12 protein-coding genes are annotated in these 13,130 nt (G+C 68.9%); 10 read left to right on the forward strand and 2 right to left on the reverse strand.

Annotated elements, in window-relative coordinates:
* From AC1D2E_RS20415 to AC1D2E_RS20425, 3 genes are all read left to right on the forward strand, one after another.
* On the forward strand, positions 1-182 hold a 182-nt coding region (locus tag AC1D2E_RS20415), incomplete at its 5' end, for a hypothetical protein (protein ID WP_478199085.1).
* A gap of 1 nt (position 183) precedes the next feature.
* Complete coding sequence (locus AC1D2E_RS20420; protein WP_478199086.1) at positions 184-1,329, forward strand: 4-hydroxythreonine-4-phosphate dehydrogenase PdxA; 1,146 nt, start codon at positions 184-186, stop codon at positions 1,327-1,329.
* Between the two features lie 18 nt (positions 1,330-1,347).
* The gene (locus AC1D2E_RS20425) at positions 1,348-2,520 is read left to right on the forward strand and encodes an L-rhamnonate dehydratase (RefSeq protein ID WP_478199087.1); all 1,173 of its coding nucleotides are present in this window, start codon (positions 1,348-1,350) and stop codon (positions 2,518-2,520) included.
* Between the two features lie 133 nt (positions 2,521-2,653).
* Here AC1D2E_RS20425 and AC1D2E_RS20430 read toward each other — a convergent pair whose 3' ends face one another.
* On the reverse strand, positions 2,654-3,874 hold the full coding sequence (locus tag AC1D2E_RS20430) for a DUF4382 domain-containing protein (protein WP_478199088.1): 1,221 nt from the start codon (positions 3,872-3,874) through the stop codon (positions 2,654-2,656).
* A gap of 1 nt (position 3,875) precedes the next feature.
* Here AC1D2E_RS20430 and AC1D2E_RS20435 point away from each other — a divergent pair, with 1 nt between their 5' ends.
* Together AC1D2E_RS20435 and AC1D2E_RS20440 are read left to right on the forward strand one after the other, a co-directional pair.
* Positions 3,876-4,886: a DUF6502 family protein gene (locus tag AC1D2E_RS20435; RefSeq protein WP_478199089.1), complete on the forward strand. Its 1,011-nt coding sequence runs from the start codon at positions 3,876-3,878 to the stop codon at positions 4,884-4,886.
* Complete coding sequence (locus AC1D2E_RS20440; protein ID WP_478199090.1) at positions 4,883-6,199, forward strand: DUF5666 domain-containing protein; 1,317 nt, start codon at positions 4,883-4,885, stop codon at positions 6,197-6,199. The genes AC1D2E_RS20435 and AC1D2E_RS20440 overlap by 4 nt, the downstream gene beginning before the upstream one ends.
* A gap of 27 nt (positions 6,200-6,226) precedes the next feature.
* Here AC1D2E_RS20440 and AC1D2E_RS20445 read toward each other — a convergent pair whose 3' ends face one another.
* The gene (locus tag AC1D2E_RS20445) at positions 6,227-7,258 is read right to left on the reverse strand and encodes a LacI family DNA-binding transcriptional regulator (RefSeq protein ID WP_478199091.1); all 1,032 of its coding nucleotides are present in this window, start codon (positions 7,256-7,258) and stop codon (positions 6,227-6,229) included.
* A 143-nt stretch (positions 7,259-7,401) separates the two neighbouring features.
* Between AC1D2E_RS20445 and AC1D2E_RS20450 the strand changes: the two genes are divergently transcribed.
* From AC1D2E_RS20450 to AC1D2E_RS20470, 5 genes are all read left to right on the forward strand, one after another.
* Positions 7,402-8,205 carry an SDR family NAD(P)-dependent oxidoreductase gene (locus tag AC1D2E_RS20450; protein WP_478199092.1) on the forward strand — a complete coding sequence of 268 codons (804 nt, stop codon included), beginning with the start codon at positions 7,402-7,404 and terminating at the stop codon, positions 8,203-8,205.
* A 146-nt stretch (positions 8,206-8,351) separates the two neighbouring features.
* Positions 8,352-9,383: a TRAP transporter substrate-binding protein gene (locus AC1D2E_RS20455; RefSeq protein WP_478199093.1), complete on the forward strand. Its 1,032-nt coding sequence runs from the start codon at positions 8,352-8,354 to the stop codon at positions 9,381-9,383.
* Complete coding sequence (locus AC1D2E_RS20460; protein ID WP_478199094.1) at positions 9,383-11,263, forward strand: TRAP transporter large permease; 1,881 nt, start codon at positions 9,383-9,385, stop codon at positions 11,261-11,263. The genes AC1D2E_RS20455 and AC1D2E_RS20460 overlap by 1 nt, the downstream gene beginning before the upstream one ends.
* 43 nt (positions 11,264-11,306) lie before the next feature.
* Positions 11,307-11,846, forward strand: a complete 540-nt coding sequence (locus AC1D2E_RS20465) for a VOC family protein (RefSeq protein WP_478199095.1) — start codon at positions 11,307-11,309, stop codon at positions 11,844-11,846.
* Positions 11,843-13,129: a ribulose-bisphosphate carboxylase large subunit family protein gene (locus AC1D2E_RS20470; RefSeq protein WP_478199096.1), complete on the forward strand. Its 1,287-nt coding sequence runs from the start codon at positions 11,843-11,845 to the stop codon at positions 13,127-13,129. The genes AC1D2E_RS20465 and AC1D2E_RS20470 overlap by 4 nt, the downstream gene beginning before the upstream one ends.
* Position 13,130: the final 1 nt, after the last annotated feature.

The following is a 13,130-nucleotide window of genomic DNA, read 5'->3' on the forward strand; positions in this document are numbered from 1 at the left end:
GAACAGCATCCGGCTGGATTGAGATGAAAACCCACCCCCGTATCGGCTCACTTCGTGTAGCCGAGTACCCCCTCAAGGGGGCGACACCAGCGGCCTGGCAAAGCCAGTTCCGCGGTGTCTCCCGCCTCGGTTGTGCCGGTTTCATGCGTCGCGGGTGGCGCGAATGCGCGATGGAAAACTGAAATGAAAAGCCCCCACGCTCCGCACTTCGTGTCGTCGCTGCCCCCCGAGGGGGCCCAGGCCGCCTTGGGAGCGGCCCGGCGCCGGCCTGACTCCTCACCCCTGCCCGTCGTGGCACTCACCCTCGGCGACCCCGCCGGCATCGGCGCCGAGCTGATCGCCCGCCTGCTGGCCCGGCCCGACGCCGCCGCGCTCGCCAACATCGTGCTGGTCGGCGACCGCTGGCTGTGGGAGGATGGCCAGCGCATCGCGGGCCTGAAGGTCGAGACCGACGACGTGCCCTCCTTCGCCGCGGTGCGCGAGCGTGGCGGCACTGCACGGCCCGCCTTCCTCGCGATCGACAGCATCGACCCGGCGCAGGTTCACCGCGGCCAGGCCGAGGCCGCGGGCGGGCGCTCGGTGCTGCAGGTGCTCGACCGCTGCATGGACGCCACGCTGGCCGGCGAGGTCGACGCGATCTGCTTCGCGCCGCTGAACAAGCAGGCGATGAAGATCGGCGGCATGCGGCACGAGGACGAGCTGCACCACTTCGCCGCCTACCTGGGCGTCACCGGCTACTTCTGCGAGTTCAACACGCTGGGCGATCTCTGGACTTCGCGCATCTCCTCGCACGTGCCGATGAAGGACGTGTCGCGCTACATCACGGCCGAGCGCATCGAGCAGGCGGCCACGCTCATCTACCGCTCGCTGCTGGCCAGCGGCGTCGCGCAGCCGCGGGTGGCGATCGCGGCCTTCAATCCCCACGGCGGCGACGGCGGGGTCTGCGGCCGCGAGGAGGTCGAGATCATCGCGCCGGCGGTGAAGGCGCTGCAGGCACGCGACTGGCCGACCGAGGCGCCGTTCGACGGCCCCTTTCCGGCCGACACCATCTTCCTGAAGGCGCAGGCCGGCGACCACCAGGCGATCGTGACCATGTACCACGACCAGGGCCAGATCGCGATCAAGTTGCTCGGCTTCAGCCGCGGCGTGACCGTTCAGGGCGGACTGCCGATTCCGATCACCACGCCCGCGCACGGCACGGCCTACGACATCGCCGGCCAGGGCAAGGCCAGTGTCGAGGCCACCTGGCAGGCCTTCCGAATCGCGGCCCGAATGGGGAATGCCMGCCTGGCGGGCACTCCCCAAAGGGGCGCGCAAGCCCGCCCCTAGATGAGAGAGAAAAAAGTCATGAAGATCAAATCCGTCCGCGCCCGCGTCTTCCAATGGGAAGGCAAGACCGTGCCGCCGCAAGGCAACTTCTGCTCCAACGCGATGGACCTGCTCTATTCGCCGGCCGAGACCATGAGCACCTTCCGCTTCCACGCCTGGACGGTGGTCGAGATCGAGACCGACGGCGGCATCGTCGGCCTCGGCAACGTGGCGCTGGCGCCGGGCATCGCCAAGGCCATCATCGACCAGTACCTGGCGCCGCTGGTGATCGGCCAGGACCCGTGGGACTACGAGTACCTCTGGCAGCGCATGTACCGCGCGACCCATGCCTGGGGCCGCAAGGGCGTGACGATGGCAGCGATCTCGGCGGTCGACCTGGCCATCTGGGACATTCTCGGCAAGTCGGTCGGCAAGCCGGTGTTCAAGCTGCTGGGCGGCCGCACCAAGGAAAAGATCCCCTGCTACTACTCGAAGCTCTATCGCACCGACCTCGACGAGATGCAGCGCGAGGCGCAGAGGTTCATGGACCAGGGCTTCACGATGTTCAAGTCGCGCTTCGGCTACGGCCCGGCGCACGGCACCCGGGGCGTGGCGGAAAACCTGAAGGCGGTCGAAGCCATCCGCGAGGTCATCGGCTACGACAACGACCTGATGCTCGAGTGCTACATGGGCTGGAACGTCGAGTACGCCAAGCGCATGCTTCCGAAGCTCGAGAAGTTCCAGCCGCGCTGGGTCGAGGAGCCGGTGATCGCCGACGACATCGACGGCTACGCCGAGCTCAACGCCTTCAGCGCGATCCCGATCTCGGGCGGCGAGCACGAGTTCTCGCTGTACGGCTTCAAGCAGCTGCTGGAGCGCAAGGCGGTGAGCGTGGTGCAGTACGACACCAACCGCGTCGGCGGCATCACGGCGGCGCACAAGATCAACGCGCTGTGCGAGGCCTGGAGCGTGCCGGTGATCCCGCATGCGGGCCAGATGCACAACTACCACCTGACGATGAGCACGCTGGCTTCGCCGATGAGCGAGTACTTCCCGATGCACGACGTCGAGGTCGGCAACGAGCTGTTCTATTACATCTTCGACGGCGAGCCGGTGGCCGACAACGGCTTCCTGCAGCTCGACGACGACAAGCCGGGCCTCGGCCTGACGCTGAAGACCGAGTACCTCGACCAGTTCCGGATCATCGAGTAGGGCCTGTTCACACTATTTCCGGGGATCGCGTTGCCGGGCGAAGGGGCTGGATGCAAGGCGCCCGCGCGACGAAGCCATCGCGGGCCGGCTTCGCGCTCACCCCGCCGACCCGGAGGGGGCACGTTGCCGCAAGTCAGGGAAAGGTGAAGTTGGTCGACACGACCATGGCCGGTGTCAGGGTCGGCGGCGTCGCGGTTTTCGTGACACCGCCGGCAGCGGCCTCCAGCCGGTAGTTGCCGGCTGCGCCGCCGTCGGCCACGAAGACCAGCGCGCCCGGACCGGGTGCATAGGGCGCAACCAGGGGTGCGTTCACCGGCACGGTGTAGCTGTAGTCGCCGCTCACGCTGTCGACCGCAGCGCCCGCCACTTCGATGGTGGTGCCGTTGCCCAGCGGCTGAAGGGCACGCACCGTGGCATCGATCGGCGAAAGCCCGGTGGTGACGCTGCCCGACAGCACGGCAGTGGGCGAAGCGGGGGGATTCAAGGCCGAGCTCGCGAGGTTCAGCGAACTCACCGTTTCGGCGGCGATCACCACGTTGCTGACCACCGCCGTGGTCCGGCCCGGAGCCGTCACCACCAGCGTGTAGGTACCAGGCGCCACGGGCTGGAGGAGAAACTTGCCGGCACTGTCCGGCGACGTGGCCTTGACGACGACGCCCGCCTGCTGCAGCGAGATGACGGTGGTGCCGAAGGCGATGCTGCCATCCACGAAGCCCACCACGCCAGACACATAGCGCGGAATCACGGTCAGCACCGGCTTGAGCAGGTAGTTGCCGGAGGCGCCGGCCCTGACCACCGACTTGCAGGCGTCGAAATCGAGCACGAGATCGGCCAGCTTGCCGGCCGCCACGTCGAAGTCGACATTGGCCTTCACACCCGACTGCTGGCCGCTCGGGGTCTTGAGCGCCGTCTCGGCGCGGCCGGTCGGTATCACCGAATTGGCCAGTGGCGAGCCCGCGCTGTTGTCGGCGAGCACCAGCCTCAGCTGGGTGTACTTGCCCGCAGGCAGCGGCGTCTGTCCCAGTTCGAAGAGCACGCCGTTCGTGAGCGACAGCAGATCGATGCGCCGCGCGGGGTTCAGGACCACCTCCGACCATCCGGCGCTGTCGTCCGCGGCGCTGCTGCTCTGGTGCACCCTCACCTTCTGGACCGTGACGTTGACCTCGTCGTAGCCACAGGCGGGCGCGTCGGTCATCGCCAGCCGCAATGTACCGGTGCCCGAGTCCGTGCTCGTGGGACTGGTGCTGCCGCTGATGGGTAAGCTGCCCCCACCGCCGCCGCCACCGCCGCAGGCATAGAGGGAAGCCAGCAGGCCGCAGGCCAGCCCGATGCGCAGGGTTCGAAGGAGGTTCACGGTGATTTCCAAAGCGAGGTCGGAAGCGCAGAATATGGGATGTTTTCCCATTTCGTCAAATTCACGATCCAAATGGAGACCGCGACTTTCATGCGATCCTTGGGGCTTCGATAGAAAAAAATTCAAGCTCGCGCACCCCCGAGTGCGCGGCGACAAAAACGCACAGTCATCATCCATGGAAAACCAGCTGGCCTGGACACAAGCGGCTTGCGCGCGGATCCTGCGTCCCGTGATCAGGCTCGCGCTGGCGATGGGAATGAAGCACCCTCATCTCGAGGAAATGGTGCGCGACCTCCTGCTCGACGAAGCGCACCGCCTGTGGCTCGCCAAGGGGGTCAAGAAGCCGAACATCAGCCAGCTCTCGGTGACCACGGGGCTGAACCGCAAGGCCGTGACCGCCAAGGTCAGGGACACGACCGGCGTATTGCCGGCCACCGAGATGTCGGCGGCAGCCAAGACTTTCACCTATTGGTTGCAGATGGTCGCCGAAGACTCCGCCTTGCGCCAGCTGCCGATTGCCGGCGACGGCGCCATCACTTTCGAATCCATCGCGCGGCAGGGCAGCCGCGGCAACGTGCACCACCGGACGATCCTGGACGAGCTGCTGAGGCTGCGCATGGTGGTCGAGAACGAAGGACAGGTCGAACTCAAGACCGATGGCTTCGTGCCCGCCGAGGACCTGCAGTCGATGCTGGCGTTCCTGGGCGACAATGCGCGGGACCACCTCAATGCGGCCGTCGCGAACACGCAGGGGCGCCAGCCACCCCTGCTCGAGCGCGCCGTCTATGCGACGGGTGTGACGCTGGAAGACTGCGAACGGATCAATCAACTTGCCAAGCAACGCTGGGGCGCGCTGCACCACGAGCTCACGCGCGAAATGACACGCGCCGTCGACCGGGTCGGCGACCAGGAGAGGGGCCGCGTTCGGGTCGGCATCTACGCCTACTATGAAGGCCAGGATACGGACAAGCCGCAACTGCACTCCGCCAAACCAGATCAAGGCAAATCGTGAAATCGAGATTCATCCAGGTCCTGCTGCTTTCGTTGTCGACGGCAATGCTGCTCTCGTGCGGAGGGGGCGGCAGCAGCGGTGTGGCCGGCCTGGGCCAGGCGGGCGCCGCCAATGGCGGCGCCGTGGCGTCGGGCAGCGACCTCGGCGGCGACGCCAGCGGTGCGTCGTCGTCGTCGGTCGGCGGGAGCACGACGACGGCTTCCAGCGGCGACGATTCGGGTGTCGGATCCGGCGGTACCGGGGTCAGCACGGCGGACGCCACCGGCATCGGCTCGGTCGACGGCTTCGGCAGCATCTTCGTCAACGGCCTGCGCTACGACACCGACAGCGCGGCGCTGAGCCTCCAGGACGCCGACACGCTGCAGATCGGCATGACGGTCAAGGTCACCGGCCCCGTCAGCACCGATTTCACCAGTGGCGTCGCCAAGACCATCGCCTCCGCGGCGGAGCTTCGCGGCACCGTGTCGTCGATCGATTCGGCGGCCGGAAGCTTCTTCGTGCTGGGCACGCTGGTGACCGTCGACACGGCCACGGTGTGGTCGGACCTCAGCGGGTTCGCCGACCTGATGCCGGGCATCGCGGTCCAGGTCTGGGGCCTGCCCGACACCGCGGGCGTGCTGCGCGCCACCCGCGTCGCACGGCAGGCGGCGGCGACCTCGCCCATCGTCACCGGCGTGGTGCGGAATCTCGACGCCAGCACGGCATCCTTCAAGCTGGGCGGCCTCACGGTCCGGTACGCAAGCGCGGCATTCCTGGCCGGACTCGACGCCGGCACCCTGGCGGACGGTGTTTTCGTGCGGGTCCGCGCCGCCGCCGGATCAGGTGCATCGGGCGTGCTCGATGCGTCGAGCGTGCAACGTTGGAACGCGGTGCCGCAAACCAACGGCTCCGTCGCCCAGCTGGCCGGCGTCATCACGGACTATGCGGCCCTGGGCTCATTCAAGCTGCTGGGCACGACGGTCGACGCCTCGGCCGCCCAGATCACGGGCGGCCCGGCCGAATCGATCGGCAACGGGGTGAAGGTCGATGTGGCGGGCATCCTGGTCAACGGAACGCTGGTCGCGACGAAGCTCCGGATCCGCTACGTTCCGGGCACCGGTGGACCCGTATCGTTCTTTGTGGTCGGTACCGTGGGCAGCTATGTCTCGGCCGCCAATTTCATCGTCCGCGGACAGCCCGTCGACGCCAGTGCCCCCAACGTGGTGTTCAACGGCGGCACCGCGGCCAATCTCCGCAATGGCGCGAAGGTGACGGTGTCGGGCTCGCAGGTGGTCAACGGCACGCTGATGGCGGACAGCGTCAGCTTCGACTGACGGCAGCCGGGCGGACCCTGGCGAGCGCTACGGCAGGTTCTCGCGAAAGATCACCTGGCTGCGCGTCGCCTCGACGCCGGACAAGGTGTCGCGCTGGTCGCGCAGGTTGGCGAAGATCCGCACGCAGTTCATCAGCGTGGCCTGCGGGCTCTGCGTGATCACCGCGTCCATGGTGCCGTCGATCAGCAGCCCGCGCGTGTCGGGCGTGAGGCCGTGCCCGACGAAGACCACCTTGCCGACGCGGCCGGCCTCTTTCAGGGCCCGCGCGACGCCGTCGGCGGCGCCGCCGATGTTGTAGATGCCGGCCAGATCGGGATGCTGGTCGAGCAGCACGCGGGTCTGGCGGTAGTTCTTCTGCGTGTCGTCATGGCCTTCGCGCAGGCCCACCACGTCGAGCGACTTGAACATCTCCTCGATCACGTGCAGGAAGCCGGCCTCGCGCTCCTGGTGCGCGGCATAGCTCAGGCTGCCGGCGATCAGCGCCACCTTGGCGCGCCGGCTGCCGATGAAGCGGCCGATCAGGTAGCCCGCGGTGCGGCCGGCGGCCCTGTTGTCCAGCCCGATATAGGCGGCGCGCCGCGAATTGGCCAGGTCGGAGATCACGGTGAGCACCGGCACGCCGCGCGCCGCCAGCGTGGCCACGGCTTCGCGCACCGCCGGGTGCTCGAGCGCCATCGTGACCAGGCCGTCGCTGCGCCGGCCATGCCGCAGCAGGGCGGCGGCCAGCACCTGCGGGTCGAAGCTCTCGACCAGTTCGGTGCGGCACTTGACGTTGAAGGGGGCCCATTGCTCGTGCGAATAGCCGACCATGTCGCCCAGCATGCTGATGAAGCGGCTGGTGTCCTTCGGCAGCAGGAAGGTGATGCGCAGCGGCGGCGGCGCGAGCCGGGCGTAGAGGTCGCCCTCGGGCAGATAGGCGAGCTCGGCCGCGGCCTTGAGCACCCGCTGCACGGTGGCCTGCCGCACGCCGGGACGCTGGTGGAGCACACGGTCGACGGTGGCGGTGGAGACGCCGGCGCGCTGCGCCACGTCGCTCACGCCGGGCAGCGTGCGCGCCATGCGGCCTCCTTCCGCCGGTCTTTCGGCGCCTCGGCAATTCGATCAGATTCCATCAGAAATTCGGCTTCGTCGATCAAGGCGCCGAGGCTAACGTAGATGCATTCCCGGCGCCAGGGCCGCGAATGACGACACAGGAAGAAGACATGGAGACAACGGGAAGAAGGCTCGAGGGCCGGGTCGCGCTGGTGTTCGGCGCCGGCTCGATCGGCGACGGCTGGGGCAACGGCAAGGCGGCGGCAGTGGCCTATGCGCGCCACGGCGCGCGCGTGGTGGCGGTCGACCTCGCGCCCGAGGCGGCCGCGGTGACGCGGGACCTGATCCGCGCCGAAGGCCTCGACGCCATCTCGGTGGCCGCCGACGTGACGCGGCTGGCCGAGGTGCAAAACGCGGTGGACCGGGCCATCGCGCACTACGGCCGCATCGACGTGCTGCACAACAACGTCGGCATCACCTCCCAGGGCGGCCCGGTGGAAACCAGCGAGGACACCTGGGACCGCGTGATGGCGGTCAACGTCAAGAGCATGTTCCTGACCTGCAAGTGCGTGCTGCCGCTGATGGAGGCGCAGCAGGCCGGCGCCATCGTGAACATCGGCGCGCTCGGCGGCGTGCGCTGGACCGGCTACGCCTATTGCGCCTACGCGGCATCGAAGGGCGCGGTCAATTCGCTCACGCAGAGCATCGCGCTGCAATACGCGGCCAAGGGCATTCGCGCCAACTGCATCCTGCCCGGCGTGATGGACACGCCCCACATCTACGGCCAGATCGCGGGCTTCTACGCCAGCACCGACGAGATGGTGGCGGCCCGCAATCGCCTGTCGCCCACCGGCCGGATGGGCGACGGCTGGGACGTGGCCAACGCCGCCGTCTTCCTCGCCTCCGACGAGGCGCGCTACATCAATGGCGTGGAACTGCTGGTCGACGGCGGCCTGCACGCACGCTGCAACTGAGCCCTCGCGGCCAAGGGTTCGCCCACACATCAAAATCCATCAGATTGCCGATTTGCGCCCCGGGCCCGCGACCCCTATGGTTCGGTCCGGGCGCAGCAAAGTCGGCTTTGGCGTCGCGCCACGAATACCAAACCAGGAGACAAGCCATGGATCACCCGATTTCCCGCACACGCCGCGGCATTCTGCGCACCCTTTCAGCGCTGCCCGCCGCAGGCATCGCGAGTGCCTTTCCCCGCCTGGCGCAGGCGGCGCCCGAGTTCGTCTTCAAGTACGGCAACAACCTGCCGGTCACGCATCCGCTGAACATCCGCGGCCAGGAGGCCGCCGCGCGCATCCTGGCCGAGAGCAACGGACGGCTGGAAGTGAAGATCTTCCCCAACAACCAGCTCGGCGGCGACACCGACATGCTGGCCCAGGTGCGCAGCGGCGGCCTCGAGATCTTCAACCCCGGCACGATGGTCATCGCCACCCTGGCGCCGATCAGCGCGATCACCGCGGTCGGCTTCGCCTTCTCCAACTACGACCAGGTCTGGGGCGCGGTCGACGGCAAGCTGGGCGACAGCATCCGCGCCGCCTTCGCCAAGGCCGGGCTCCACACCTTCGAGCGCATGTGGGACAACGGCTTCCGCCAGGTCACGACCAGCACGCGGCCGGTGGCCACGGCGGCCGACCTGGGCGGCATGAAGATCCGCGTGCCGGTGAGCCCGATGGGGATCTCGATGTTCAAGTCGCTGTCGGCCTCGCCCACCAGCCTGCAGTTCAGCGAGGTCTATTCCGCGCTCCAGACCCGCGTGGTCGACGCCCAGGAGAACCCGCTGGCGATCGTGCAGACCGCCAAGCTCTACGAGGTGCAGAAGTACTGCTCCGTCACCAACCACAGCTGGGACGGCTACCACATCGTGGTCAACGGCCGCGCCTGGCGCAGCCTGCCGGACGACCTGAAGACGATCATGGCGCGCGCCTTCAACGAGGCCGGGCTGCAGCAGCGCGACGACCTGCGCAAGCTCGACAAGACGCTGCAGGGCGACCTGGCCGCCAAGGGGCTGGCCTTCAACAACGCCGATCCGCAGACATTCCGCGAACAGCTGCGCAAGGCCGGCTACTACACCGAATGGAAGGGCAAGTTCGGCGACGAGGCCTGGGCCCTGCTCGAGTCGTCGGTCGGCAAGGTGTCCTGATGCACGCCGGCGTGGTGGGGCTTCCCGCACAGGTGCCGGCGCGCGGCTGGCGATCGGCACTGGGTCCGCTGGAGCACGGACTGGGCCTGATGGTCGAGACGCTGGCCGGCGCGCTGGTGCTGGCGGAAGTGGCCCTGCTGCTCTGCGGCGTGATCGCGCGCTATGTCTTCCATGCGCCGCTGGTCTGGTCCGACGAGCTCGCCTCGATCCTGTTCCTCTGGCTGTCGATGCTGGGCGCCGTGGTGGCGCTGCGGCGCGGCGAGCACATGCGCATGACCGCCTTCGTCGCCAAGGCTTCGCCGGGCGCCCGGGCCTTCCTCGATGTCTTCGCGGTCGCGGCCGCGCTGGCGTTCCTGCTGCTGATCGCCCATCCGGCCTACGCGTACGCCTCCGAGGAGGCGGTGATCGTCACGCCGGCCCTGGAGATCAGCAACGCCTGGCGCGCCTTCGCGCTGCCGGTGGGCACGGCGCTGATGGCGCTGATCTGCGTGCTCCGGCTGCTGCGCTTCGACAACGTACGCGTGGCAGTGCTCGCGCTGGGCTCGGTGGCGGCACTGGTGCTCCTGCTCTGGCTCGCCGGTCCGCTGCTGATGCCGCTCGGCAAGCTCAACCTCGTGATCTTCTTCGTCGGCATCGTCGGCGCCTGCGTGTTCGCGGGCGTGCCGATCGCGTTCTCGTTCGCGCTCGCCACCTTCGGCTTCCTGGCGCTGACCACGCGCACGCCGATGCTGGTGATGGTCGGCCGCATGGACGAGGGCATGTCGCACCTGATCCTGCTGGCGATCCCGCTGTTCGTCTTTCTCGGGCTGCTGATCGAGATGACCGGCATGGCGCGGGCCATGGTGCAGTTTCTGGCCAGCCTGCTCGGCCATGTGAAGGGCGGTCTGAGCTACGTGCTGATCGGCGCGATGTACCTGGTGTCGGGCATCTCGGGCTCCAAGGCGGCCGACATGGCGGCCATCGCGCCGGTGCTGTTCCCGGAAATGAAGAAGCGCGGCGCCAGGCCCGGCGACCTGGTGGCGCTGCTGGCGACCACCGGCGCACAGACCGAGACCATTCCGCCCTCGATCGTGCTGATCACGATCGGCTCGGTCACCGGGGTGTCGATCGCGGCGCTCTTCACTGGTGGCCTGCTGCCGGGCGTGGTGCTCGGCCTGGCGCTGTGCGCCGTGGTCTGGTGGCGCTACCGCGACGAGGACCTGAGCCAGGTCGAGCGCCATTCCCTGCGTTCGGTCGGCCGCGCCTTCGCGATCGCGCTGCCGGCGGTGGCGCTGCCCTTCGTGATCCGCGCCGCGGTGGTCGAGGGCGTCGCGACCGCCACCGAGGTGTCGACCATCGGCATCGCCTACTCGGCGCTGGCCGGGATCCTGATCTACCGCCAGTTCGACTCCAAGCGGCTGCCGCGCATGCTGGTGGAGACCGCGACGCTGTCGGGCGCCATCGTCTTCATCATCGGCGCGGCGACCGCGATGGCCTGGGGCCTCACGCAGTCGGGCTTCGCCCAGGACCTGGCACAGGCGGTGGCAGCGCTGCCGGGCGGACGCTTCGCCTTCATCGTCGTGTCGCTGCTCGCCTTCGTGGTGCTGGGCAGCGTGCTCGAAGGGATTCCCGCGATCGTGCTGTTCGGCCCGCTGATGTTCCCGATCGCGCGCGCGGTCGGCGTGCACGAGGTGCAGTACGCCATGATCGTCGTGCTGGCCATGGGCGTCGGCCTGTTCGCGCCGCCCTTCGGCGTCGGCTACTACGCGGCCTGCGCGATCGGCAAGGTGGATCCGGTCGAAGGCATCCGCCCGATCTGGGGCTACATGGCGGCGCTCGTCGTCGGCCTGCTGCTGGTTGCGGCCGTGCCCTGGATCTCCATCGGCTTCCTCAAGACCTGACGGCCCCCTGGCCGCCCCCATTTCTTTTCCGGAGCAACAGACCATGAGCCGCTTTCTCGGCCAGATTCGCCAATTGGGCTATGTGGTGCACGACATCGAAGCCGCGATGGACCAATGGAGCCGCACGCTCGGCGTCGGGCCCTGGTTCTACAACCCGAGGGTGCCGATCGAGAACTACCGCTACCGGGGCGAGGCGCACGCGCCGCACAACTCGGTGGCGCTGGCCAACTCGGGCTTCGTGCAGGTGGAGTTGATCCAGACCCGCAACGATGTTCCGTCGATGTACCGCGACTTCCTGCAGGCCGGCCGCACCGGGCTGCAGCACGTGGCCTACTGGACCGAGCACTTCGACGACGACCTGGCGCGGCTGCAGGCGCAGGGCTTCGCGCCGGTGATGAGCGGCGAGGTGGGCGCGCAGGGCCGCTTCATCTACTTCGACACCGAGTTCCATCCCGGCACCGTGATCGAGCTGTCGGAGGTCGCCGGTCCGAAGGGCCGGATGTTCGACCTGATCCGCCGCGCCTCGGAAGACTGGGACGGCCAGGACCCGGTGCGGCCCTTTCCCGACCTGGCGCGGCTGTGAGGGCCAGCGACGAAGCGAGCGGCGATCGCCTGCGGGCGCGCTACCTGGTCGAGACCCCGCTCGATCCGGCCGCCGTGGCCGAGGTCATGGCGGGCGAGCAGTCCTGCGGCACCTTCGCCCGCGTCGAAGGCGAGACCGATGCGCTGCGGCTGCGGGCCCGCGCCAGCGTCCTGGCGATCGAGGAACTCGAGCCGGCGCAGGCACCGAGCCTGCCCAACGCCTGGCTGTCGCGCAAGCAAGGCGGCGGACCCTGGCGGCGGGCCCGCATCGACATCTCCTTCCCCATCGCCAACATCGGCGCCAACCTGCCGACGCTCGCCGCCACCGTGGCCGGCAATCTGTACGACCTCGGCGAAGTGACCGGGATGCGGCTCGAATCGCTGCAGTTCCCCGCCGCCTACCGCAGCCGCTTCGAGCCGCCGCAGGTGGGCATCGCCGGCACCCGCCGCGCCACCGGCGTCGCCGCGGGCGCGCTGGTCGGCACCATCGTCAAGCCCAACGTCGGCTTCTCGGCCGCCGAGACCGCCGAACTGGTCGCCCGGCTGTGCGCGGCCGGGGTCGACTTCATCAAGGACGACGAGGTCTGCGCGAACCCCGACCATGCGCCGCTGGCCGTACGCGTGCCGGCGGTGATGGCGGTCGTGCGTGCCCACGCGCAGCGCAGCGGCCGGCAGGTGATGGTGGCCTTCAACATCACCGACGAGGCCGATGCGATGCGCCGCCACGCCGACCTGGTGCTGCGCGAGGGCGGCAGCTGCGTCATGACGAGCCTGAACTGGTGCGGCTTCTCCGCCGTGCAGGCGCTGCGCCGCCACACGCCGCTGGCGCTGCACGGGCACCGCAACGGCTACGGCGCGATGTCCCGGCATCCGGCGCTGGGCATGGGCTTCCAGGCCTACCAGGCGCTGTGGCGGCTGGCCGGCGTCGACCACATGCATGTGCACGGGCTGCAGGGCAAGTTCGCGCAGGACGACGCCGAGGTGATCGCCTCGGCGCACGACTGCCTGGCGCCGCTGACCGCGGCGCTCGACGACCGCGTCATGCCGGCCTTCTCGTCCGGCCAATGGGCCGGCACCGTGCCCGCCACCTGGCAAGGCGTCGGCAGCGACGACCTGCTCTTCATGTCGGGCGGCGGCATCCTGGCGCATCCGATGGGCCCGGCGGCGGGCGTGGCCAGCATCCGCCAGGCCTGGGCTGCGGCGCGTGCCGGCACGCCCCTCGAGGAAGCCGCGCGACAGGCACCGGAGCTTGCCGCCGCCCTGTCCTTCTTCTCGAAGGCCTGAC

It is taken from the genome of Variovorax sp. P1_H2 (genome assembly GCF_056405295.1).

Coding starts and splice junctions, on each gene's coding strand:
- AC1D2E_RS20425 (WP_478199087.1), top strand. CDS start 1,348: ATGAAGATCAAATCCGTCCGCGCCCGCGTCTTCCAATGGGAAGGCAAG.
- AC1D2E_RS20460 (WP_478199094.1), top strand. CDS start 9,383: ATGCACGCCGGCGTGGTGGGGCTTCCCGCACAGGTGCCGGCGCGCGGC.
- AC1D2E_RS20445 (WP_478199091.1), bottom strand. CDS start 7,258: ATGGCGCGCACGCTGCCCGGCGTGAGCGACGTGGCGCAGCGCGCCGGC.
- AC1D2E_RS20450 (WP_478199092.1), top strand. CDS start 7,402: ATGGAGACAACGGGAAGAAGGCTCGAGGGCCGGGTCGCGCTGGTGTTC.
- AC1D2E_RS20465 (WP_478199095.1), top strand. CDS start 11,307: ATGAGCCGCTTTCTCGGCCAGATTCGCCAATTGGGCTATGTGGTGCAC.
- AC1D2E_RS20455 (WP_478199093.1), top strand. CDS start 8,352: ATGGATCACCCGATTTCCCGCACACGCCGCGGCATTCTGCGCACCCTT.